Genomic DNA, 23,330 nt, shown 5'->3' with positions numbered 1-23,330 from the left:
GCAAAGAATGGTCTGCCGGGCGCTTTTCGGATTCTCGTTTATCGGACGGTATCTCGGGATGTCCGCATCACTCCTTTGACCCGAGTACCAGAAAACACGAAATTCGCACTGGGGGATGACCATGCCGTCGACCGACAACGTCACGCCGCTTCATCGCGTCCGTTCCGGTACCTGCCTTCCTGATCTGCTCGGGCACTGGTCGAGGACACAGCCGGACGCCATCGCCGTCGTCGACGGAGATCGGGAACTGACCTTTCGCCTGCTCGAAGAAGCGAGCAGGGAACTCGCCGGGCACCTCACGGGACTGGGGATCGGCGCGAACGATCCCGTCGGCCTCTACGTCGAGCCTTCCGCGGACCTGATGACCGGCGCGTGGGGCATCCTCGCGGCGGGTGCCGCCTATCTGCCGTTGTCCCCGGAATACCCGGAAGACCGGCTGCGGTACATGCTCGAAGACAGCCGCACCGGCGTCGTCGTCACGCAGCCGCACCTCGCCGGACGGCTCGCCGGGCTGGTGCCCGCCGGGACGCGGATCGTGTCCGTGGCCGACGTCCGCGGCGAGACCGGCGAGGTCCCGCCAGGGCCCCGGCCGGACTCGCTCGCCTACGTCATCTACACCTCCGGCAGCACCGGCAGGCCGAAGGGCGTGATGATCGAACACCACAGCGTCGTGTCGCAGATGCGCTGGCTGCAGGCTTGCGGACACCTGGGCACGGACGTCACGGTGCTGCAGAAGACGCCGATGAGCTTCGACGCCGCGCAGTGGGAGATCCTGGCGCCCGCCGCGGGCGCCCGCGTGGTGATGAGCGAGCCGGGCGGTTTCCGCGATCCCGAAGCGCTGATCGACACGGTGGTGAAGCACGACGTCACCACTCTGCAGTGCGTTCCGACGCTGCTGCAGGCGTTGCTCGACACGGAACGCTTCGCGACCTGCACCACGCTGCGGAAGCTGTTCTCCGGCGGTGAGGCGCTTTCGCGGCAGCTGGCCAAGGAACTCAGCCGTGAACTGCCGTCGGCGCGGCTGGTCAACCTCTACGGGCCGACCGAATGCACGATCAACGCGACCGCCCACCTCGTCGACCCGGACACGATCGACGAGAGCGCCGGGATGATCTCGATCGGCGTGCCCGTCGACAACACCCAGTGCTACGTGCTCGACACCGAACTCGCCCCGGTCGACATCGGGGAGACGGGCGAGCTGTACATCGGCGGTGTCCAGCTGGCCCGCGGTTACCTGAACCGGCCGGAGCAGACGCGCGAGCGGTTCGTGCCGAACCCGTTCGTGCCGACCGAACGGCTGTACCGCACCGGTGACCTCGCCTACTGGAACCCCGACGGCACGATCCAGTTCGTCGGCCGCGCCGACAACCAGGTCAAACTGCGCGGCTACCGCGTCGAGCTGGACGAGATCGCGGTGGCGATCGAGGAGCACACGTGGGTGCGCCGGGCCGCGGCGGTGGTGACCGACGACGCGCGGACCGGTTCCCAGGCGCTCGTCGCGTGTGTGGAACTGAATCCGCGCGAAGCCGCGGTGATGGACCAGGGCAACCATGGCGGGCACCACCAGTCCAAGGCCAGCAAGCTGCAGGTCAAGGCGCAGCTGTCGAATCCCGGCGTCCGTGACGTCGCGGGCCTTCCGGCCGTCGCGCTGCCTGGCAAGCAGGAGACCGCCTCACAGCGGCGGGAAGTCTTCGCCCGCAAGACCTATCGCTACTACGAGGGTGGCGCCGTCACTCGCGACGATCTCGCCGCGCTCCTGACGCCGGGCCAGGTCAGCACGCTTTCCCGCGAACCCGGTGAGCTCGCGTTCGCCGAACTGGGTGAGCTGCTGCGGTGGTTCGGCCGCTTCCAAAGCGACGAACGGTTGCTGCCGAAGTACTCCTACGCCTCGCCGGGCGCGCTGTACGCGACGCAGTTGTACCTGGAGACCAGCGGTCTCGACGGGCTCGGCTCCGGCATTTACTACTACCACCCGATCGACCACGCGCTGATCAGGATCGGCGAGTGCGCGGGAACCGGGCATTCGGTGCACTTCCTCGGCCGCACCGGGGCCATCGAACCGGTCTACAAGAACAACATCCGCGAGGTCCTCGAATTCGAAGCCGGTCACATGGTCGGGGTGTTCGAGGAGATCCTGCCCGGGTACGGCCTCGCGATCAGCCCGTCGGCGTTCGACCCCGAGGTGGCCCTCCACCTCGGTGCCGCCGCCGACGACCACTACCTCGGCACGTTCTCCTTGCACGCCAACGACGGAGAACCGCGGCGGGACGACACCGAACTGTTCGTGCAAGCCCATCCGGACCGGGTCGAAGGCCTGCCCGCCGGTACCTATCGCTGGCGGGACGGGGACTTCGAGCGGATCTCCGGCAAACTGATCGAAGCCAAGCACGTGATCGCGATCAACCAGCAGGTGTACGAACGCGCGGGCTTCGGCATCACCGCGGTCAGCCGCACCGCCGACGGGTGGCTCGAGTACCTCGGCCTCGGCGCGAAGCTGCATCGCCTGCAGCGCAACGGTTCGGCGCTCGGTCTCATGTCCTCGGGCTACAGCTCGAAGAGCGGCAATCCGCTGCCGGCCGCCCGGCGGATCGACGACATCCTCGCCGGGCAGGGGATCGCCCCCGGTCCGTCGTACTTCTTCGTCGGCGGCAAGGTGAGCCCGGAGCAGATGAGCAGCGAAGGGATGCGCGAAGACGCCGTGCACATGAAGGGGCCGGCGGAGATGATCCGGGACGAGCTCGCGAACATCCTGCCCGACTACATGATCCCCAACCGGGTGCTGGTGCTGGACGAGTTGCCGTTGACCGCCAACGGAAAGGTCGATGCCAGGGCGCTGGCGGAGACCGACGCCGTCCGGTCCTCGAGTGGTGACACGCCGTACGTCGCCCCCTCGACGGGTCACGAACGGTGGCTGGCCGAGGCGTGGGGCAAGGCGCTCAAGTACGACGACGTCTCGGTCCGGGACGACTTCTTCGCCGCCGGCGGCAACTCGCTGACCGCCGTCTCCCTGGTGAACCGGATCAATCGCGAATACGGCACGCGGCTGCCGCTGCAGGTCGTCTTCGAGTGCCCGAAGCTGGCCGACCTGGCCGCCCGGATCGGCGAGGACTCCACCCGGCCGTCGTCGCGGCTGGTCCCCTTGGTGACCGGTGGTGGCGATCCGGTGTTCTGCTGGCCGGGACTCGGCGGCTATCCGATGAATCTCCGGTCGCTGGCCACGGAAATCGGCCTGGGGCGGTCGTTCTACGGGGTGCAAGCGCACGGCATCAACGCGGACGAGACGCCTTACGCCACCGTCGAGGAGATGGCGAAGGCCGACGTCGCCGAGATCCGGCGCGTCCAGCCGGAGGGGCCGTACACGCTGTGGGGCTACTCGTTCGGCGCGCGGGTCGCCTTCGAAACGGCGTGGCAGCTGGAGCGGCAGGGACAGCGGGTGACCGAACTGCTGCTGATCTGCCCGGGGAACCCCGAGGTCGAAGGCGGCGGGGAAAAGGTGGCCAGCTACACGAACCCGGCTTACCTGACGATCCTGCTGTCGGTCTTCATCGGGTCGATCTCCGGACCGGAACCGCTGGCCTGCCGGGAAACCGTCCGTGACGAGGACGGATTCGTGACCTTCGTGGCAAAGCTGCTGCCCGGCCTCGGCGAACAGCTGATCCGGCGGATCGTCCGCGTCGTCGAGGAGACCTACGAGTTCGACTACAGCTTCCGCGAACTCGCGCGGCGGCGGATCATGGCTCCGGTGACCCTCTTCAAGGCCGACGGCGACGACTACTCGTTCGTCGAGAACAGTTCCGGATATTCGGCCACGCCGCCGGAGGTGGTCACGCTCGAAGGCGACCATTACAGCGTCCTCAAGGAAAGCGGGGTCGGCGAACTGGTGTCGGCGATCCGTGCCGGGAAGGGGCGCTGACCGACGAAGGAGAAACCAGCCCGTGACTGACTCTCTCGGTCCCCGCCTCAAGGTCGGCGTCGTCGTCCCGTCCACCAACACCTCGGCCCAGCCGGAACTGGACGCGATGCGACCCGACGGCGTCACCAACCACACCGGACGGATGGTCATCGCCGACGATCCGATGGTCGACGCGCCCGGCTTCGACCGGGTGATGCGCGGTATCCGCACGTCGACCCACCCGGCGATCGAGAGTGTCACCGGCTGCGACCCCGATTGCGTGATCATCGGGGTCTCGCCGGAGAGTTACTGGAAGGGGCCGGGGTCGCACGGCCGCGTCCTCGACACGATGAGGGAGGCCGCGGGCGGGCGGCCGGTGACGATGAGCCCGGACGCGATCAACGCCGCGCTGTCGGCGTACGACGCCCGCCGGATCGCGGTCATCACGCCGTACCTGCCGGTGGGCGACGATCCGGTGAGCCGGTTCTTCTCCGGCAGTGGCTACGACCTGCTGAGGCTCCATGGCCTCGGCAGGTCGAGCCCGGCCAGGATCTCCCACGTCTCCGAGGCCGAACTCCGGGACGCGGTCAAGACGATCGACAGCGCCGACGTCGAAGCCATCGTCCAGGTCGGCACCAACGTCGCCATGGCACGCCTCGCCGCGGCCGCCGAGTTCTGGCTCGGCAAACCGGTCATCTCGAACAACACCGTCCTGTACTGGTACGCCCTGCGCCAGAACGGCATCGCCGACAGCGTGCGCGGATTCGGCTCCCTGCTGTCGGCGCACTGACCCGCTGCTATTTGACTGCTCGTTACAGAACGTGCGATGCTGGACGCCATGCCCCGTCCGAAGGGATTCGATCCCACCGAAGTGCTCGACGCGGCCGTCGGCACGTTCTGGCGCAAGGGCTACGCGGCCACGTCGGCGCAGGACCTGGTCGACGGCACCGGCCTCGGGCGCGGCAGCCTGTATCACACGTTTTCGAGCAAGCAGCAGCTTTTCAAGGAGTCGCTGCGCCGCTACGAGGAAACCTCCGCCACGCGGGTGGAGGAGATGCTGGCCGCGCCGGGCACCATCCGCGAGCGGGTCAGGCGGGTCCTGACCGACGTCGTCGACGACGAGCTGGACTCCTCGGCCGGGCACCGCGGTTGCCTCGCCGTCAACGCCGCCCTGGAACTCGGCGGGATCGACGACGAGATCACCGCCCGCGTCCGCCACAACTTCGAGCGGGTGGAGAACGCGTTCCACGTCGAGTTCGCCGCCGCGCGGCAGGAGGGCGAGATCGGCGCGAACCAGGATCCGCGAGCGCTGGCGCGGTTCACCCTCGCCGCGATGTACGGCCTGCGGGTGCTGGGCAAGACCGCGGACCGGCAGGCGCTCACCCAAGTAGTCGAAACCACCATCCAGGCGTTCTGATGTTCCAGGTTTCGTAACCAGACCCCCGCGCCCGCGCGGATTTCCTTCGCCCTCGTTCTTTAACGAGGGTTCCACTATCGAGCGCTAGGAGTGAAGGCAAGTCATGACGGAGACCGTCGCGGTGCTCGGCACCGGAATCATCGGCGCCCCGGTGGCCCGCAACCTGAGCAAGGCCGGATTCACCGTCCGGGCCTGGAACCGCACCGCGGCCAAGGCCGAAGCCCTGGCCGGGGACGGTGTCCAGGTCGCGGCGAGCGCCGCGGAAGCGGTCGAAGGCGCGCCTGTCGTCTTCACGATCCTCACCGACGGTCCGGCGGCGCTCGAGGCGATCCGCGCCGCCGCCCCCGCCCCCGGCACGATCTGGGTGCAGCTCAGCACCGTCGGCGACGCCGTCGACGACTTGATCGCCTACGCCGACGAGCAGGGCCTCGTCTTCGTCGACTCGCCGGTCCAGGGCACCCGTCAGCCCGCCGAACAGGGCCAGCTGATCGTGCTGGCCGCGGGCGCGGACGAGGTGCGCGAGACCGTCCAGCCGCTGTTCGACGCGATCGGCAAGCGCACGGTGTGGGTCGGCGAAGACGGCCGTTCCGGCGCGGCGAGCAGGCTCAAACTGGTGTTGAACACCTGGGTGATCGCGCTGACCCACGGTGTCGGCGAGGCGCTGGCGCTGGCCGAGGGGCTCGGCGTCGACCCGCGGCACTTCGTCGACGTCGTCACCGGCGGCCCGATGGACAACGGTTACTTCCAGGGCAAGTCCGCCGCGATCCTCAAGAACGACTACACCACCGCGTTTTCCGTCGACAACGCCGCGAAGGACGCCAGGCTGGTACTCGAAGCCGCGGGTCGCGCGGGGGTCCGGATGGACGTCGTCGAGGCCGGGCGGGCCCGCTTCGCCCGAGCTTCCGAAGCCGGGCATGGCGACGAGGACATGGCGGCCGGATACTTCGCCAGCTTCGACAAATAGGCGGGGGTCGGGCGCGGCCGCGTTCGGTCCGCTGAACGCGGTCGCGCCCGTTTACTTGCTTGAGGGGTAAGGCAACGTGGCGTGCTCGTGCCGTCCTTCGGTGTCGGTCGCGGGTGGGTGTTGCGAAAGCCACTTTCGCAACGTCGAAGGGTGCGAACGTGGCTTTCGCAACACCGTTGTCCCGGGCGGCCCGTGCCTGGCTAGGGCTGAAGGCGCCTTCGTGGCGTCGGACGCGGCTAAGGGAGCCTTCACCCCGCCACCGGTCCCGGCTCACGAACACGACACATTCGCCCTTCCCCTCAATGACTTTTCAGGTATCGCACCTGCCCGGACTTCCCGTCTTCGATGCCTTCCCGCCCGGAAAGGTGTTCAGGGACGCCGACCTCCCACCAGGCGCCGGCCTCGGTCCACGAGTTCGGCTGGGTCCGGACCACGACCACCGCCGGCCGCTTCTCCGCTACCGCCGTTTCCCGCGCCTTCGCGTAGGCCGCCCGCACCTCGCCCGAGGAGGACGCGGTGAAGACCGCGCAGCCCAGCGACTCCGCGTGCCGTGCGAAGTCGACCCGGGGCGGCGACGCGTGCGCGCTCCGGCAGTCGGCGAGGAAGTTGTTGAACGGCTTGCCGCCTTGGCCTTCCTGCAGGCGGGCGATGACCGCGTAGCCGTCGTTGTCGCAGACCACCGCCACGAACGGATGCCCGGCGAAGGCGGCCGAGAACAGCTCCGAATTCAGCATCAGGTACGAGCCGTCGCCGAGCATCGTGGTGACCAGGCCACCGGTGTGCGCCATCGCGGCGCCCCAAGCACCCGCGAGTTCGTAACCCATGCACGAGAACCCGTACTCGACGTCCATGCTGACCGAACCCGATCCGCGCCAGCCGCCGATCAGTTCCCCCGGCATCCCGCCGGACGCTGTCATCACGTAGTCGTCCGGCTCGGAGAGCTCGTTGACCGCGCCGACGACCTGGGCGTAGGTCGGCACCTCGCCGGAAACGCCGCGCAGCGAGTCGATGTGCGCGTCCCACCGGCCGCGTTCCGCCACCGCGCGTTCCGTCCACAAAGGATCGACCTGCCAGCTTTCCAGCTGGGCGGCGAGGTCTGAGAGGCCCGCGTCGGCGTCGCTCACCACGGCCAGCGCGCCGTGCTTGACCGCGTCGAAGCGGGCGGCGTTCAGGGTGATCAGCCGGACATCGGACGAGAACACCGTCCAGGACGCCGTGGTGAAGTCCTGCAAGCGGGTGCCGATCGCCAGCACGACGTCGGCCTCGGCGGCCAGGACGTTCGCGGAGGCCGAGCCGGTGACCCCCAGCGGCCCGGCGTGCAGCGGATGGCCGTGGGGGACCAGCGTGCGCCCGGCCGTGGTTTCGGTGACCGGGATGCCGTGCCGTTCGGCGAAGGCCAGCGCACGCGCGCCGGCGCCGGAGTACCGGACGCCGCCTCCGAGCACCAGCAACGGTTTCCGCGCGGCCCGCAGCACGCCCGCCGCCTCGGTGAGGGCCCGGCGGTCGGGCCGCGGGCGCAGCAGGCGATGTGTCACCGGCTCGAACAGCGCGTCCGGGAAGTCGTACGTCTCGACCTGGACGTCCTGGGGCAGCGCCAGTGTCACCGGGCCCGCGTCCGCCGGATCGGTCAGCACCCTGGCGACCTGCGGCAGCGTCGACAGCAGTTGTTCCGGCCGGGTGATCCGGTCGAAGTACCGGCTCACCGGGCGGAAGGCGTCGTTGACCGTGGCCGTCGGATCGCCGAAGTGCTCCACCTGCTGCAGCACCGGATCCGGCGCGCGGCTGGTGAAGGTGTCGCCGGGGAGCAGCAATACCGGCAGCCGGTTGGCGTGCGCGACCCCGGCCGCGGTGACCATGTTCAGCGCGCCGGGCCCGATCGAGGACGTCACCACGCCGACCTGGCGCCGATGGGTCGCCTTGGCATAGCCGACCGCCGCGAGCGCCATGCCCTGTTCGGTCTGCCCACGCCACAAAGGAAGCTCGTCGCGGTGCTCCTCCAGCGCGGTACCGAGACCGAGGACGTTGCCGTGCCCGAAGATCGCGAACACGCCGGGGAACAACGGGACTTCCCGTCCGTCCAGGGTTTCCGAGCGCTGCGCGAGCAGCCAGCGCACCAGGGCCTGTGCCGTGGTCAGCTTCATGACACTCGCCCTTCGTGACTCGTGACCGGGCAGCGTGGATCGAGTTCCTGGTCGTTCCAGGTCTCGCGGACCCAGCTGTGCGCGGGGTCGTCGCAAAAGGCCATCGACCGGTCCGCGGCGGGACCGGCCAGGACGTTCAGGTAGTACATCGGGTAGCCCGGCGCCGCGACGCAGGGACCGTGATAACCGCGCGGGATCAGGAAAACGTCGCCGTCCCGGACCGCGACGTCCTCGTCCAGCTCGCCGTCCGAGGTGTACGTCCGGTGGAGACCGAAACCTTCGCGCGAGGGCGTCACACCGTCGCGCCCGGCGACGCGGAAGTAGTAGATCTCCTCGTTGACGACCTCGCATTCGGACGCCTCGTCGTGCTTGTGCGGTGGGTAGGACGACCAGTTGCCGCCGGGGGTGATCAGCTCGCAGGCGTTCAGCTTGTCGGCGTGGTCCCAGACGCCGGGCACCCCGAAGTTGGTGACCTGTCTCGTCGCCTGCCCCGCTCCGCGTACCTCGACCGGCACGTGCTCGGCCGGTCCGTAGCGCGGTTCGAGACGACGGGTGCACCGCGCCATCGGCAGCGCGACCTCGATCCCACCGGCTGTCGACAACTCGACTTCGGCGTCGCGCGGCACGTACGCGAAGTCCGTGACCCGCGTGAACACCGAGTCCCGCCCCGCCAGTTCGAAGACCAGTCCGTCGACCCGGACCGTGCAAGCCCCCGCCAGGGGCAGTACGAAGGCCTCGTACTCGCCGGTGCGCACGACCCTGGTCTCCCCGGCGGCCAGCGAAAGCACCCGCAACCCGCTGTAGGTCCAGCCCGCCGAGTCCGGGGTCAGCCGGACCGGGTCCCGCTCGTCGGAAAGCGTCCCGAGTGGACGGTGCAGCTTGCTCACAGCAACTCCTCGATCTCGTCGGCGGTGGGCATGGCGTCGGCGCAGGCCAGCCGGGACGCGACGAGCGCGCCCGCCGCGTTGGCGTAGGCGGCGATGCGCACCGGATCCCAGCCGGACAGCAGCCCGTGGATCAGCGCACCGCCGAACCCGTCCCCGGCGCCGAGCCCGCAGACGACCTCGACCCGCTGGGGAGGCACGGTCCAGCTGCCCTCGGCGGTGGCCACCAGCACACCTTCGGCGCCCTTCTTGATCACCGCCAGCTCGACACCTCTGGCCAGCATCCGCGCCGCGGCCTCGTCGGGGTCCGCCGTCCCCACCGCGACCTCCGCCTCGGTGCGGTTGCCGACGGCGACCGTGACGTGGTCGAGCATCCAGCCGATCTCTTCCCGCGCGGTCTCGGTGTCCGGCCAGAACATCGGCCGGAAGTCGAGGTCCAGCACGGTATGCGACCGGCGTCCGCGCCGCTCCAGCATCCTGCGCTGGGTGCCGCGTGCCGGTTCGACGGACACCCCGGTCCCGGTGACCCACAGCAGCGGCACCGTTTCCACGACGTCCCAGGGCACGTCGGTTTCGGTGAGGGTCAGGTCCGGGGCGATGGGGGACCGGTAGAACAAGAGCGGGGGATCCGCGGGCGGGTTCAGCGCGCAGAACACCACCGGCGTCTGCAGCCCCGCCGACGTCCCGACGTGATCGGGCGACACGCCGAACTCCCGCAGCGCATGCCGTACGTAGTCACCGAAGCCGTCCGGGCCGACCTTCGTCAGCACCGACGTCGAGCGGCCGAGCCGCGCGGCGGCGACCGCGACGTTGGTCGCGGTGCCGCCGAGCGATTTGGCGAAGGTGCTGACCCCGGCCAGTGGCACGCCGCTCTGCTCGGGGTAGAGGTCCACCCCGACCCGGCCGACGGTCAGTGCTTCGAGAGCGGTCATGAAGGGGACTCCACCTGTCGCAACTCGTGTTCGAGGGCTTCCAGTTCCGCGCCGCCCGCCATCTGCCGGGTCAGTTCGGGCAGGTCGATCTCGGACTTCTCGTAGGTGCCGAGGGGAGCGCCCCGTTTGAGCAGCAGGAAGCGATCGGCCACCGGGTACGCGTGATGCGGGTTGTGCGTGATCAGCACGACGCCGAGCCCGCGGTCACGGGCCTGCGCGACGTACTTGAGCACGACACCGGCCTGTTTCACGCCCAGCGCGGCCGTCGGCTCGTCGAGGATCAGCACCTTCGCCCCGAAGTGCACCGCCCGCGCGATGGCGACGCACTGCCGCTCGCCGCCGGACAGGGTGCCGACCGGCTGCTCGACGTCACGCAGGTCGATGCCCATGTCGGACAACGCCTTCTTGGTCGTCTCGCGGCCCTTCTTCCGGTCCAGCGCCCGGAACGGGCCGAAGCCGACCGTCGGCTCGGAGCCGAGGAAGAAGTTCCGCCAGACGCTCATCAGCGGTACGACCGCCAGGTCCTGGTACACCGTCGCGATACCGCGATCGAGCGCCTCACGCGGCGAGGCGAACTTGACCGGCGCGCCCTCGACCAGGAACTCGCCCTTGTCGTGCTGGTGGACCCCGGCGAGGATCTTGATCAGGGTGGACTTGCCGGCGCCGTTGTCGCCGAGCACGCAGGTCACCTCGCCCGCGTTGACGACGGTGGACACGTCGCGCAGCGCGATCACGCTGCCGTAGGTCTTGCCGACGTCCTGTACTTCGAGGAGATGACTCATCGCCGGACCCTTTCCGCGCGCCGCCGGAAGGCGTTGTTGACCAGGACCGCGGACAGCAGCATCACCCCGAGGAACAGCATGAACCAGTCGCTGTCCCAGCGGGCGAACACGATGCCCTGCCGCGCCATGCCGAAGATCAGCGCGCCGATCGCGGCGCCGATCGCCGAACCGAAGCCGCCGGTCAGCAGGCAGCCGCCGATCACGGCCGCGATGATGTACTGGAACTCCAGTCCGATGCCCTGGTTCGCCTGGACACTGGCGAACCGCAGGATGTTGATCGAGCCGACCAGCCACGCGGCGAGCGCGGTGGTCATGAACAGCATGATCTTCGTGCGCACCACCGGAACCCCGACCGCGCGGGAACTGGGCGCGTTGCCGCCGACGGCGAAGATCCAGTTGCCGAACCGGGTCCGGACCAGCAGCCAGGCCGCCAGCACGGCGAACCCGATCCACCAGACGATGGAGATCTGGAAGGCCGTCCCACCGACGTCCACTGTGGACGCGAAGACGAAACCGGCGGACTCGTAGCCGTCGGTCGACCGCATCCCGGAGACCTGGACGGTGCCGGTGACCAGCCGCGTGACGCCGAGGTTGAGCCCTTGCAGCGCCAGGAACGTGCCCAGGGTGACGATGAAGCTGGGCAGCCCGGTGCGCATCACCAGCCAGCCGTTGAACGCGCCGACCGCGAGGGCGAAGACCAGGGACGCGAACAGCGCGAGCCAGACGTTCCAGCCCGCCTGCGTCGCGAGTGTCGCGGTGACGAGCGCGGTGGACGCCGTCATCACGCCCGCCGAGAGGTCGAACTCGCCGCCGATCATCAGCAGGGACACGGCGACCGCCATGATGCCGAGCGTCGAGGCGTCGTCCAGCCAGGTCGCCACGCCGCTGCCGCTGAAGAACTGGTCGGTGACGAGGGTGAAGAACAGGAAGACGACGACGGCGCCGAGGAGCGCGCCGATCTCGGGCCGGACGACCAGCCTGTCGAGCAGGCGCGGTTTCGCGATCCGTTCGTCGAGGGTGGTGGTTGTCATCGCGTGCCCCTTTGCACGTACTGGCCGACGGTGTCCACAGTGGATTTGTCGACCAGGTCGGGCCCGGTGAGCACCGGCTTCCCGCCGCCGACGACGTTCGCGTTGTCCCGGTAGAGCTTGAGGAACTGGACGGGGAGGTAGCCCTGCTCGTACTGCTGCTGGTCGACCGCGAAGACCACGTCGCCCGCCTTGATCGCGCCGACCACGTCGGTGTTCAGGTCGAAGGTGCCGACCTGGGCCTGCGAGCCGACCGCCTTGATCGCGCTCACCGCCCGCGCGGCGACCTGCGAGTTCAGCGTCAGGACGGCGTCGAGGGCGGTGTCCGTCTGCACCGCGCCCCGGATCCGGGATTCGGCGTCGGCCGGGTTGCTGATGTCGACCTGAAGGGTCTGCACGTCGCCCGTGAAGCCGGCCTTGGCGCCGTCACAGCGCTGCGCCTGCCCGACGTTGCCCGCCTCGTGGACCACGCAGAGCAGCTTCTTCTTGCCGAGTTCCTTGAACTTCTTCCCGGCTTCCTCGCCCGCGATGGTCTCGTTCTGCCCGACGTGGGTGAGTGCGCCGTAGCCCGCGCTCTTGTCTTCACCGGAGTTGATGGTGATGACCGGGATCCCCGCGCGGACCGCGTTCTCGATCGAGGTCTTGAGCGCCTCCGGGTTCGCCATGGACACCACCAGCCCGCCGACCTGCTGCGCGACCGCGTTGTCGACCAGCTTGGCCTGGTTGCCGGGATCCCCGTCGGAGTTGTACTCGACCTGGACGCCGAGCTGCCTGCCCGCCTCCTCGGCACCGTTCTTGACCACGTTCCAGAACGCGTCGCCCGCCGTGCCGTGCGAGATGACCGCGACCCGCAGCGGCCCACTGGGCAGGCTCGTCACCGGACCCGTGGCCGCCACGGGCTTCTCCTCGGCTTTCGGCCCGGTGCACGCGGACAGGAGCAAAAGTCCCGCCGCGGCCACCAAGACCGCCTTCAGTGTCTTCCCGGGAACCCGCGTGGAGTCCTCCTCGTAGGTTCCGTTGCTGCGCCATTTCCTCAAGCGATGGGACATCGTCGTCTCTCCTCGCTTCTTCCGTTACCTGGCAGCCGGGAGCCGGCTGACGATTCCGTCGAGATGCGCCAGGCTCCTGGCCACGTCCCGCTTCGGCAGATCTTCCGGGCTCCCCTCGCTCAGCGCGGTGTCCTGTTCGAGCACGTACCACCCGTCATAGCCCGCCTCGTGGACGAACCTGACCATCGCTTCGATGTCGACGTCCCCGTCGCCGAGCGGGACGTACAAACCCTTGCCCACCGCCTCGGTGTAGGGAAGCCTTCCGGCGCGGACGTCTTCGGCGAGTTCGCCGCGCACGTCCTTGAGATGCAGGTGACCGATCCGTTCGGGGTAACGCTTGGCCAGCGAGACCGGATCGGTCCCGCCGATCAGGAGATGCCCGGTGTCCAGGCACAGCGGAAGGTCGGAATCGGCGAGGAAACGCTCGACCTCTTCCTCGGTTTCCGCATGGGTCCCGACGTGCGGGTGCAGCACGGTGCGCAGTCCGTGGCGCGCGGCGATTTCCCTGATCTCGCCGGAGGTTTCGATCAGCGTCGCCCATTCGGTTTCGCTCAGCTGGGGCCGGTCGTCGTAGCCGTCGAGACCGGTCGCGGCGGCGAGGACGAGCATGTCGCCACCGCACGCGGCGAACAGCGCGGCGGACTCCTCGGCCGCCGCCAGCGCGGCGCCGGGGTTCTCGTGCAGGGCGACGGCGAGGAAGCCGCCGACCAGGTCGAGCCCGTACCCGCCGAGCAGCTCCCGCAGCGCGGCCGGGTCTCGCGGCAGGTAGCCGGGAGGGCCGAGTTCGGTCGCGCGGACCCCCAGCTCCGCCATTTCGCCCAGCACGGTCCCCGCGTCGAGAACGCGACCCCAGCCGGGGACTTCGCATACGCCCCAGGAGATCGGGGCGGCGGCGATTCGGATCCGGGATGTCATCGGCGGCCTCCAGAGCGGGGACGGGGAGCGGATTAGAGCGCTCTATTGATTAGAGCGCTCTAATCTTGTAGCGTCCGTCACAGTAAAGTCAAGGGCAGGGGGAGGCTGGAAATGGCGCGACCGACGATGGAGGACGTCGCCGCGAAAGCGGGGGTGTCCCGCGCGCTCGTGTCGCTGGTGATGCGGAACGCGCCGAACGTCTCCGACGAACGGCGGACGCGGGTGCTGTGCGCGGCACACGAACTGGGTTACGAGCCGCACGCGATGGCCAGGTCGCTGGCCAGCCGGACTTCGACCGTCCTCGGCGTGATGGTCTCCGATCTCCGCAACGCGTTCTTCGCCGACGTCGTCGAGGGGCTCGACGCGGCGGCCGAAGCGGCCGGATTCCACTTGATCCTCAATACCGGCGGCCGTAGTCCCGCGCGCGAGCGGTCCGCGCTGAAGAGCCTGTTGTCCTTCCGGCCCGCCGGGGTGATCCTGTTGTCACCGGTGGTGCCGACGTCGGCGATCGAGGAAGCGGCCGCCCAATGCCCGGTCGTCCTGGTGTCGCGCACCTCGCGTGTTCCGGGGGTGGACACGGTGAACGACGACGGCGAGGCGGGCGCCGCGCTCGCCGTCGAGCATCTGGTTTCGCTGGGGCACCGCCGGATCGCCCATCTGGACGGTGGGGTCGCCGCCGGCGCGGCCGCCCGGCGGCGGGGTTACCAGCAGGCCATGCGGCGCCATCGGCTGCATCCGCTCATCGTGCGCAGCGAACACACCGACACCGCCGGGGAGAAGGCCGTGCACGAGCTGCTCGGCGACCACCCGCGCGAGAAGCTGCCGACGGCTTTGCTGGCGGGCAACGACTTCAACGCCGTCGGCGCGATCTCCGCGCTGGAAGAGGCGGGCCTGCGGGTCCCCGAAGACGTCTCCGTGGTCGGCTACGACAACACCTCACTGGCCGCCCTGCGCCACCTCTCACTGACCACTGTGGACCAGCCGCGAACGGAAATGGGGCGGCTGGCCGTCGAAGCGCTGCTCGAACGGGTCCGGGGCGAACGTACCGAACCGGTCCGGCATCTGCTGCACCCGTCGCTGGTGGTCCGATCGACCACCACCGCACTCTAGGAAGGTTGCGAGAATGAGGTTGGGACTCGCCGGCACCGGCCGGATCGGCACTTCGCACGCCGAGACCTTGAAGAGCTTCGACGAGGTTTCCTCCGTGGTCGTCGCCGACGTCGACGCCGGCCGCGCCCAGGCGGCCGCGGCGAAACTCGGCGTCGAAGCGGCGGCGGACATCCCCGCGCTTTTCGCGTCCTCTTTGGACGGACTGGTGATCGCCGCGGCGACGGACGCGCATCCGGAACTGATCCTCACGGCGGTCGACGCGGGGATCCCGGTGTTCTGCGAAAAGCCGGTCGCCGCCGACATCCCGGGCACGCTCGCGGTGATCGACAAGATCTCCGGTTCGGACGTACCGGTGCAGATCGGCTTCCAGCGCCGGTTCGACGCCGGCTACGCGGCCGCCCGGGCCGCGGTGGCGTCGGGAGAGCTCGGCTGGCTGCACACCTTGCGCGCGACCACCCTGGACCCGGCGCCGCCGCCCGCGGAGTACGTCGCGCATTCCGGTGGCCTGTTCCGGGACTGCGGAGTGCACGACTTCGACGTCGTCCGGTACGTCAGCGGCCGTGAGGTCGTCGAGGTCTACGCCGTCGGGACGAACAAGGGCGAGCAGTTCTTCGCCGACGCCGGTGACGTCGACACCGCGGCCGCGACCCTGACCCTGGACGACGGAACGCTGGCCGTCGTCTCGCTGACGCGCTACAACGGCGCTGGCTACGACGTCCGGCTGGAAGTACTCGGCTCGGCGGGGAACGCCGTGGTGGGCCTGGACGATCGCGCGCCGCTGACCTCGGTGGAACCCGGCGTCCAGCCGTTGCCCGGTCCGGCCTATCCCGGTTTCATGGAACGCTTCCGGCCCGCGTACATCAGTGAGCTGAAGGCTTTCCTCGACGTCGCGGCCGGTCGCGCGCCGAGCCCGTGCGGAGCGGCGGACGCGCTGGAGGCGTTCTACATCGCCGAGGCGTGCGAGGTCTCCCGCCGGGAACGCCGCCCAGTCAGGGTGGACGAGGTACGCGTCTGACTCACGTGCCTCGTGAGTGGTAAGGGCGGTTCTCTTGGGTGGCAGGGCAAACATGGCGTGTTCGCGACGTCCCAGGAGGCTGGTGTGGCCTTCACCGTTGCGAACGAGGCTTTCACCACACCCACCCCACGACCGACACCGAAAACGGCACGAGCACGCCACGTTTGCCCTTCTCCTCGATAACCGTCCTAGCCACTCACGAGACCCACCACGATTCGGCACCGTGGTCGCCTGGAAGGCAGCTTGCTGCCACGACCGCCACCATCGACACCGTTTGGCTACAGTGATCGCGGATCTCGAGGGGCGGCGGGTTCGGGTCGCCGGAAGCGTGAGGAGTGCGATGCAGCCGTATGGTCAGCCGCCGTCCAAGCCGAGGGCGAACGCCGCGGCGGCGATGATCGCCGGGAGCCTGGCGCTGCTCACCGCCGGGATGCTCGTCTGGTTCGTGCTCTACAACGTCGTCCACGCCAACGGGGCGACCGGTCAGTGGTCCGGCGTGGAGATGCAGAACGTGGCCTTCGGCGTCATCAGCACCGGCGCGCTGGTGGTCACGGCGGGATTCACGTTCGCCCGCAGGATTTCCGGCGCGTGGACACTGTTCGGACTGTGCGCGCTCTTCGCGGTGGCGATGCTCATCGCGGCACCGCTGCTGTGGGGCACGCCCCTCGACGCTCAGCTCAAGTGGATCTTCGGCTTCGACAAGAGCAACGGCGTCGCCATCGCGCTGGCGGTCATCTTCAGCATCCTGACGGCGAGCATGGCGGCGATCGCCGGCAGCGTCAGGTCGTACGAGAAGCCGCGCGGCTAGAGCTTGTCCAGGATCAGCTTCGCGCGTTCCTCGACAGGCCGGTAGCCGGAGCGTGCGGCGAGTTCCAGCGCCAGCTCGCCGTGTGTCCTGGCCTCTTCGAGCTTTCCGAGTTCCAGCAGCGTTTCCGCGAGCCCGGTCCGCGCGGCGGCCTCACACCAGAAGAAGCTGGTCGTCCGCGCGATCGACAACGCGAGCCGCTGATGCTCGGCGGCCTCCTCGGGCAGGCCGAGCCGCAGGCAGACTTCGCCGAGTCCGACGAGTGTCCACGCCTCGGTGCCCCGGTCGCCGATCTTGCGGGTGAGTTCGACGGCTTCGAGCGCGTCCGCGCGGTTCTGCTCGCTCGGGTCGCGCATGCTTTCGAGGACGGCCCGGCCGGACAGGGCAGTGGCCTCGCCGTAGGTGTAGCCGAGTTCGCGGTTGGCCGCGAGCGCGCGGGTGTAGAAGTCGTAGGCGTCGTCGGGCAGGCCGAGATCGCGGTGCACGGTGCCGAGGTCGACCAGCAGCACCGCGACGCTGAACCGGGCGCCGTCCCGTTCGGCGACCGCGAGCGCGCGGGTGAAGTTGGCGAGCGCCTCGTCGAGCTGACCTGTCTGCCAGTACGGGAAACCGAGGTTCGCCAGCGCCATCGAGATACCCGGCATGGACAGCTCTTCGCACAGCCGCAGGGATTCCAGCCCGCAGCGGATCGCCTCCTGCGGATCGCCGAGGCGCTGGTGCACGGCGCTCAAGTTGTTGAGCACGGCCGCGCGACCGGCGTCCCAGCCTTCGAGGAGGTCGCCGCGCAAGGCGCTGGTGAGGTGTTCGCGTGCCTCGTCGTAGCGGCCGCTGTTGACGCAGGCGAGCGCGATGCTCAGATGCATCGCCGCTTGGGCTTGTCCGGCGTCGCTGCGGCGGGCGGCCTTGAGCGCCGTCGAGGCCGTGTCGATCCATTCCGCGTGATGGCCACGCTGGTGGAAGAAGGCGCGGAGCGCGTCGGCGAGGTGCCAGGAGAACTCGGGCGGCCCGTGTTCGGCGCCGTGCTCGACGGCGGCGGCGAGGTTCGGCCACTCGGCGTCGAGCCAGGCCAGCGCCTCTTCGGTGTCGGCGAAGGGTTTGTCCTCCGGTTCTTCGCGCGGCAGGCGAAGAAAATGCGGGATGAGGACGCGGCCCGCGGCGTCGGCGGTGGTCAGATAGCTCTCGAAGAGCCGCCTCTCCGCGGCGTCGCGATCGGACTTCGTGTCCTCCGACAGCGTGCGGCCTGCCGCGAAACTGCGGAGAAGGTCGTGGAACCGGTAGCGCCCCGGGGTGTAGCGCTCGATCAGATGAGCCGCGGCGAGTGCCTTGAGCAGCTGGTTGCCCCGCGTCGCGCCGGTCAGCGCCTGGGCGGCGGAGGCGGTGAACGTCTGGCCCGGGACCAGCGCGAGCCGTCGGAACAGCAGGCGGTGCTCTTCGGGAAGCGCCCGGTAGGAGACGCCGAACGCCGTGGTCACGGCGCTTTCCTCGGCACCGTCGACGGTCAGCTCCGCCAGCGGGTCGCCACCGGCCAGCTCGCGGGCGAATTCGGCGATCTCGGGTTCACCGCTCGCGCCGAGGTTGGCCGCCGCGATCCGGAGGGCGAGCGGGAGATGCCCGCACAGCCGGGCCAGCTCCGCCGCCGCGCCCGCCTCGGCGGCGACGGTTTCGCTGCCGAGCACGGCTTCCAGCAGATGCCGCGCGTCTTCGGCGGGCAGGACGGACAGCGGGAGCGCCCGGGCCCCGGTGCGGGCGATGAGGTCGCCGAGCCGCTGGCGGCTGGTGACCAGGACCGTGCCCGACGGCGGCAGCAACGGAAGCACCTGACCGGTGTCGCGCACGTTGTCGAGGACCAGCAGGACCTTGTTGTCGGCGAGGAGGGAACGCAGGAGCGCGGCCCGCGTGTCGGTGTCCGGCGGGATGGCCTTGGGCGCGGTGCCGAGCGCTTGCAAGAGCTGGGTGAGCGCGACGGCCGGGGTGAGCGGTTCGTGGTCGGGGTCGAATCCGCGCAGGTCGAGGTAGAGCTGCCCGTCGGGAAACGCGTCGCGGACGCGATGGGCCCAGCGGACCGCGAGCGCGGTCTTGCCGACGCCCGCGGTCCCGCTGATCACCCAGATGTCGGTGCCCTCGCCCGCGTGACGGGTCGCCTCGTCGAGCCGCTCCAGCTCGGCCGCGCGCCCGGCGAACCCCCGGACGTCGTGCGGCAGCTGCGCCGGGCGGACCGGCTCGGGTTTGACCGAGGCCGCGGCCGGTTCCAGAGCGGGATCGGCGGCGAGGATGGCGGTTTCGAGTTTCCGCAGCTCCGGTGAGGGATCGAGGCCGAGTTCGGTGCCCAGCCTGTCGCGCAGGGAGCGGAATGCCTCGAGGGCGTCGTCGGTGCGGCCTTCGCGGTGCAGCGCGAGCATGAGCTGCCCGACGAACCGCTGCCGCAACGGCTGCGCGGCGACCAGTTCGATCAGTTCCGCGAGGACCTGACGGCCTCGGCCGAGCCGCAACTGCGCTTCGGCACGATCTTCCAGCGCCGTCCAGCGTGCTTCGTTCATGCCACCGCGGAGCCGCTGGGCGACCTCGCCGCTCACGACGTCGGACAACGCCTCGCCGCGCCACAGCCCGAGCGCCTCGTCGAAGAGGTCGACGGCGGTTTCGTCGTCGGCCTTGCGGGCTTGCGCCGTCAGCTCGGTGAAGCGGTGCAGGTCGACCTCGCGCGGCTCGACCCTGAGCAGGTAACGGGTCCCCTCGGAGACGATCTCCGGCCCGCCCGCGCCGCGGAACACCGCCCGCAGCCGGGACACCAGCGCTTGAACGGTGTTCCGGGCGCTCGCCGGTGGCTCTTCGGGCCACAGCAGGTCGATGATCCGGTCACGCGGTACCGGTTTACCCGCCTCCAGCAGCAGAACCGCCAGTACGAGCCGTTGTTTGGGCGAGCCGAGATCGACCTGACCGTCACCGGCCCACGCCTCGACGGCGCCGAGGACGCGGAACTCCACCCGGCCACCTCCGCCCACCATCGTCAGAGCCTGCAAGCGTAGTGCAAGCGCCCTGCATCCGGCCGCCGCGATAGTTGCCGGGTGTCCACCGAGGACCCGTCGCCGGAACCGTGCCCAACCAACAAGACGGGCAGGACCCCCCATTCGGTTCCGGTACGACGGTGGACACCTTCAACTTGCACAGGCACCGCCTTCTGACGGCGGTGGGGGTTGGGGGTAGTGCCAGCTCGACGTCTTCCCCCGTGTCGTCGGACTGGCGCTTCTTCTTGACTGGGGCTGGGGTTTTACGTGAAGGCCCCCTTGAAGGACTCTGAGTCCTTCAAGGGGGCCTTCACGTATTTGCGGATCACTTGACAAGCATGCCCGCCGTCCTCCACCCTTTCACTACTTAATTAGTGAAAGGGTGTTGCCAGTGGTCGCCTTCCACCTGGACAAGGGCTCGGGCGTCGCGACGTACGTCCAGCTCGTCCAGCAGGTCAAAAACGCCCTCCGGCTGGGATTGCTGGAGCCGGGGGACCGGCTGCCGACGGCGAAGGAGGTGGTCGCCGAGCTGGCGATCAACCCCAACACCGTCCTCAAGGCTTATCGCGAGCTGGAGCGCGAAGGGCTCGTCGAGGGAAAGCCGGGCCTCGGCACCTTCGTCCAGAAAACGCTGGGAGGCGCTTCGTTCGCGGAGCACACGCGGTTGCGGAAGAGCCTGGGGGTCTGGGTCCGCGACGCGAGGGAATCCGGTCTGGATCAGGAAGACGTCGAGGCGTTGTTCACCTCGGTGATGGTCGATGGCTTTCGAGGAGAGCGATCCGCATGACCGATAAACCCGTCATCGAGGCCACCGGCCTCGGCAAGAGTTACCGCCGCAAGTGGGCGCTGCGCGACTGCTCCCTCTCCGTCCCGAAAGGACGTGTCGTCGCCCTCGTCGGGCCCAACGGCGCCGGCAAGACGACCTTCCTGCATCTGGCCGTCGGGTTGCTCGACCCGACCGTCGGTTCGGTCTCGATCCAAGGAACCTCCGCGTTCCTCGCCCAGGACAAGCCGTTGTACCCCGGCTTCAGCATCGCCGAGATGCTCGAGTTCGGCAGGCGCCTCAACCCCGGCTGGGACGACGAGTTCGCGCTCAAACGCATCGATTCGCTGCGGCTTCCCTTGAAACACAAGGTCGGCAAGCTGTCCGGCGGGCAGCGCGCGCAGGTCGCGCTCACCCTCGCGCTCGCGAAACGCCCGGACCTGCTGGTACTCGACGAGCCGCTCGCGAACCTCGACCCGCTGGCCCGCCACGAGGTCATGCGCGGGCTGATGGAGGCGGTCGCCGAAACCGGCATGACCGTCCTGCTCTCCTCGCACGTCGTCTCCGATCTGGAGAACACCTGCGACTGGCTGATCGTCCTCAACGGCGGCCGCGTCCAGGTCAGCGGCGACATCGACGAACTCGTCGCCGGGCACCGGATCCTTTCCGGGCCCGCGGAGGAGGCCGACGCGCTGGCCAAACGCGTCGCGGTCGTGGACGAGGCGCGAGCCGGACGGCAGGCGACCGTCTTCGCCCGCACCGGACCGGTCCCGCTCGGTCCACAGTGGACCGAAAGGCCGGCGAACCTGGAGGAGCTCGTCCTCGCCTACCTCCGGCGACCCGAATCCGCGAGCCTGCCTCGCCCGACACTGGCTTCGGCGTAAGGGGCGACGATGCTTTGGCTCACCTACCGCCAGCACCGCATGCAACTCCTGATCACGGCGGGCCTGCTGGTCGTCGTCGGGATCCTGTTGCTGATCAACGGGAACGCCGCGGCGGACAGTCTTGATCCGGCGAAGCTCTTCAAAGACCTGTACACCTACCTTTCCTGGCTGCAGGTCGTGCCGGTGGCGATCGGCGTCTTCTGGGGCGCGCCGCTGGTCGCGGCCGAGTTCGAACGCGGCACCACGAAACTCGCCTGGACCCAGTCGATCTCGCGGTTCCGCTGGCTCGGCGTGAAACTGGGGTTCCTCGCCGTGCTCGCCACCCTGGGCGGTCTCGCGTTCGGCGCGATGATGCAGCGCTGGGTGGAGGTCTTCCCGACCGATCGCGGCGACACGGCCTTCACCAGTCGCTTCGACAATCCCGTCCTGTTCGCGATGACCGGCGTCGCTCCCGGCGCGTGGTGGCTCTTCGGATTCGTGCTCGGCACCGCCGCGGGCGCGCTCCTCCGCAAGACCCTGCCCGCCATCGCCGTCACCATCGCGGTGACCGTCGGCCTGATGATCGGCGTGAGCAACTTCCGGGACTCCTACGCGGAACCCGAGCTCGTCCCCCTGAGTTCGGAACCCACCGGCCGGGTGGTGGAGATGGTCCGGGACGCCGCCGGTGAGATCACCGCGCTCAAGGTCCTGCCGCAGGACTGGTACTGGCGTTTCCAGTGGACCGAAGCCGCGATCCTGACGGGCGTCTCGCTCCTGCTCGTCGTCGCCGCGACCTTCGCCATCCGACGCCGCTCCTAGAAAGGGATATTCCTTGCTCTGGCTCACCTGGCGGCAGCACCGCACTCAGCTGCTCGTCACCTTGGGGTTCCTCGCCGTGCTCGGTGGCGTCCTGCTCATGTCCGCGCAGATCGCCATGGACGCCTCGAACGGCGAGATCTCCTTGTACTGTCACGGAGGCGGCACCCCGTGCCGCGAGTACGACGCGGGGCTGGAGGATCTCTACCAGAAGATCTACCCGCTGATCGCGATGCTGCCGTTCGTTCCGTTGCTGGCGGGTGTCTTCTGGGGCGCTCCGCTGCTCGCCAGGGAGTACGAGCGCAACACCCATCAGCTCGCGTGGACGCAGTCGATCGGCCGCGGGCACTGGCTGGCCGTCAAGTTCGGCGTCCTCGCCGGATGCGCGACGCTGGCCGGGCTTGCGTCGGGGCAGATGTTCGGCCGGTGGCTGGAACTGTTCCCCGGCAAGGCGCAGACCTTCGTCGAGACGTCCTACTTCGGTGCGGTCGGGATCGCGCCCGCCGCCTGGTGGCTGTTCGCCTTCACCCTCGGTACGGCTGCCGGGGTGCTGGTGCGCAAGACCTTGCCCGCCATCGCGATCACGGTCGCGGTGTTCCTCGCGGCCGCGATCGCCTTGCTCGTCCTGAGGCCGAATTACGCCGAGCCGGTGCGCACGCTCGGTCCCGATCCGGCCGCGACGGGGGCTCTGATCATCGAGGTGGGCAGGGTCGCGCCGGACGGCCGCGAGATGAGTTCGCTGGACGACGTGCCCGGCTGCCCGCTGGGGCTGGGGAAGAGCGAGTGCGCTCTGGCGGCGGGCTATCAGGACTTCACCGTCTACCAGCCCATCAGCCGGTTCTGGCGGTTCCAGTGGACCGAGGCGGGCATCCTGCTCGCCGCGACCGCGGTGCTCGGGGGTGTCGCGGTAGGGGGAACGGTCCGCCGCCGTCGCTGAGACGGCGGCGGACCG

The 23,330-nt window shown here is 69.3% G+C and carries 19 protein-coding genes; 11 read left to right on the top strand and 8 right to left on the bottom strand.

The annotated features are described in order from the left end of the window. Positions 1 to 121 precede the first annotated feature (121 nt). The 4 genes from BKN51_RS23905 to BKN51_RS23890 all read left to right on the top strand — a co-directional run bounded on the left by BKN51_RS23905 (position 122) and on the right by BKN51_RS23890 (position 6,273). On the top strand, positions 122 to 3,913 hold the full coding sequence (locus BKN51_RS23905; protein ID WP_101613422.1) for an amino acid adenylation domain-containing protein: 3,792 nt from the start codon (positions 122 to 124) through the stop codon (positions 3,911 to 3,913). A 22-nt stretch (positions 3,914 to 3,935) separates the two neighbouring features. After that, positions 3,936 to 4,682: a maleate cis-trans isomerase family protein gene (locus BKN51_RS23900; protein WP_101609721.1), complete on the top strand. Its 747-nt coding sequence runs from the start codon at positions 3,936 to 3,938 to the stop codon at positions 4,680 to 4,682. 48 nt (positions 4,683 to 4,730) lie between these two features. After that, positions 4,731 to 5,309 carry a TetR/AcrR family transcriptional regulator gene (locus tag BKN51_RS23895; RefSeq protein ID WP_233223010.1) on the top strand — a complete coding sequence of 193 codons (579 nt, stop codon included), beginning with the start codon at positions 4,731 to 4,733 and terminating at the stop codon, positions 5,307 to 5,309. Between the two features lie 103 nt (positions 5,310 to 5,412). Then, positions 5,413 to 6,273 (top strand): NAD(P)-dependent oxidoreductase, encoded by an 861-nt coding sequence (locus tag BKN51_RS23890; RefSeq protein ID WP_101609719.1) that lies wholly within the window; start codon positions 5,413 to 5,415, stop codon positions 6,271 to 6,273. Positions 6,274 to 6,572: 299 nt separating this feature from the next. Here BKN51_RS23890 and iolD read toward each other — a convergent pair whose 3' ends face one another. From iolD to BKN51_RS23855, 7 genes are read right to left on the bottom strand one after another with little or no spacing between them, the layout of a single operon-like run. Further along, a complete protein-coding gene (gene iolD / locus BKN51_RS23885) occupies positions 6,573 to 8,414 on the bottom strand; it encodes a 3D-(3,5/4)-trihydroxycyclohexane-1,2-dione acylhydrolase (decyclizing) (protein ID WP_101609718.1) in 1,842 nt (613 codons plus the stop codon). Next, positions 8,411 to 9,301, bottom strand: a complete 891-nt coding sequence (gene iolB, locus BKN51_RS23880) for a 5-deoxy-glucuronate isomerase (protein ID WP_101609717.1) — start codon at positions 9,299 to 9,301, stop codon at positions 8,411 to 8,413. The genes iolD and iolB overlap by 4 nt, the downstream gene beginning before the upstream one ends. Then, positions 9,298 to 10,230: a 5-dehydro-2-deoxygluconokinase gene (iolC, locus tag BKN51_RS23875; protein ID WP_101609716.1), complete on the bottom strand. Its 933-nt coding sequence runs from the start codon at positions 10,228 to 10,230 to the stop codon at positions 9,298 to 9,300. Before iolC ends, iolB begins: the two co-directional genes overlap by 4 nt. Beyond that, positions 10,227 to 11,012, bottom strand: coding sequence for an ATP-binding cassette domain-containing protein (locus BKN51_RS23870; RefSeq protein ID WP_101609715.1), 786 nt, complete (start codon positions 11,010 to 11,012; stop codon positions 10,227 to 10,229). Before BKN51_RS23870 ends, iolC begins: the two co-directional genes overlap by 4 nt. Next, on the bottom strand, positions 11,009 to 12,043 hold the full coding sequence (locus BKN51_RS23865; RefSeq protein ID WP_101609714.1) for an ABC transporter permease: 1,035 nt from the start codon (positions 12,041 to 12,043) through the stop codon (positions 11,009 to 11,011). The genes BKN51_RS23870 and BKN51_RS23865 overlap by 4 nt, the downstream gene beginning before the upstream one ends. Further along, entirely contained in the window at positions 12,040 to 13,089 is a 1,050-nt protein-coding gene (locus tag BKN51_RS23860; RefSeq protein ID WP_101609713.1) for a substrate-binding domain-containing protein, read from the bottom strand. The genes BKN51_RS23865 and BKN51_RS23860 overlap by 4 nt, the downstream gene beginning before the upstream one ends. A 24-nt stretch (positions 13,090 to 13,113) precedes the next feature. Next, the gene (locus tag BKN51_RS23855) at positions 13,114 to 14,004 is read right to left on the bottom strand and encodes a sugar phosphate isomerase/epimerase family protein (RefSeq protein ID WP_101609712.1); all 891 of its coding nucleotides are present in this window, start codon (positions 14,002 to 14,004) and stop codon (positions 13,114 to 13,116) included. A 111-nt stretch (positions 14,005 to 14,115) separates the two neighbouring features. Here BKN51_RS23855 and BKN51_RS23850 point away from each other — a divergent pair, with 111 nt between their 5' ends. From BKN51_RS23850 to BKN51_RS23840, 3 genes are all read left to right on the top strand, one after another. Further along, complete coding sequence (locus BKN51_RS23850; RefSeq protein WP_101609711.1) at positions 14,116 to 15,114, top strand: LacI family DNA-binding transcriptional regulator; 999 nt, start codon at positions 14,116 to 14,118, stop codon at positions 15,112 to 15,114. Between the two features lie 13 nt (positions 15,115 to 15,127). Beyond that, positions 15,128 to 16,129, top strand: a complete 1,002-nt coding sequence (locus tag BKN51_RS23845) for a Gfo/Idh/MocA family protein (RefSeq protein ID WP_101609710.1) — start codon at positions 15,128 to 15,130, stop codon at positions 16,127 to 16,129. A gap of 340 nt (positions 16,130 to 16,469) precedes the next feature. Next, entirely contained in the window at positions 16,470 to 16,937 is a 468-nt protein-coding gene (locus BKN51_RS23840; RefSeq protein WP_101609709.1) for a hypothetical protein, read from the top strand. Here BKN51_RS23840 and BKN51_RS23835 read toward each other — a convergent pair. After that, positions 16,934 to 19,936 (bottom strand): AfsR/SARP family transcriptional regulator, encoded by a 3,003-nt coding sequence (locus BKN51_RS23835; protein WP_233223011.1) that lies wholly within the window; start codon positions 19,934 to 19,936, stop codon positions 16,934 to 16,936. The two genes, BKN51_RS23840 and BKN51_RS23835, sit on opposite strands and share 4 nt — an antisense overlap. A 391-nt stretch (positions 19,937 to 20,327) precedes the next feature. On the opposite strand from BKN51_RS23835, the gene BKN51_RS23830 reads away from it, so the two are divergent. The 4 genes from BKN51_RS23830 to BKN51_RS23815 are packed head-to-tail and all read left to right on the top strand — an operon-like array spanning position 20,328 to position 23,315. Beyond that, positions 20,328 to 20,723 carry a GntR family transcriptional regulator gene (locus tag BKN51_RS23830; protein WP_101609707.1) on the top strand — a complete coding sequence of 132 codons (396 nt, stop codon included), beginning with the start codon at positions 20,328 to 20,330 and terminating at the stop codon, positions 20,721 to 20,723. Continuing rightward, positions 20,720 to 21,583, top strand: a complete 864-nt coding sequence (locus tag BKN51_RS23825; protein ID WP_101609706.1) for an ABC transporter ATP-binding protein — start codon at positions 20,720 to 20,722, stop codon at positions 21,581 to 21,583. Before BKN51_RS23830 ends, BKN51_RS23825 begins: the two co-directional genes overlap by 4 nt. 9 nt (positions 21,584 to 21,592) lie before the next feature. Continuing rightward, a complete protein-coding gene (locus BKN51_RS23820) occupies positions 21,593 to 22,381 on the top strand; it encodes an ABC transporter permease (protein ID WP_101609705.1) in 789 nt (262 codons plus the stop codon). A gap of 13 nt (positions 22,382 to 22,394) precedes the next feature. Then, positions 22,395 to 23,315, top strand: a complete 921-nt coding sequence (locus BKN51_RS23815) for an ABC transporter permease (RefSeq protein ID WP_101609704.1) — start codon at positions 22,395 to 22,397, stop codon at positions 23,313 to 23,315. Positions 23,316 to 23,330: the final 15 nt, after the last annotated feature.

It is taken from the genome of Amycolatopsis sp. BJA-103, assembly GCF_002849735.1.
Lineage (GTDB): Bacteria > Actinomycetota > Actinomycetes > Mycobacteriales > Pseudonocardiaceae > Amycolatopsis.
The sequence above is the reverse complement of the archived record's forward strand: the minus strand, read 5'-3'. Positions and strand labels throughout refer to the sequence as shown.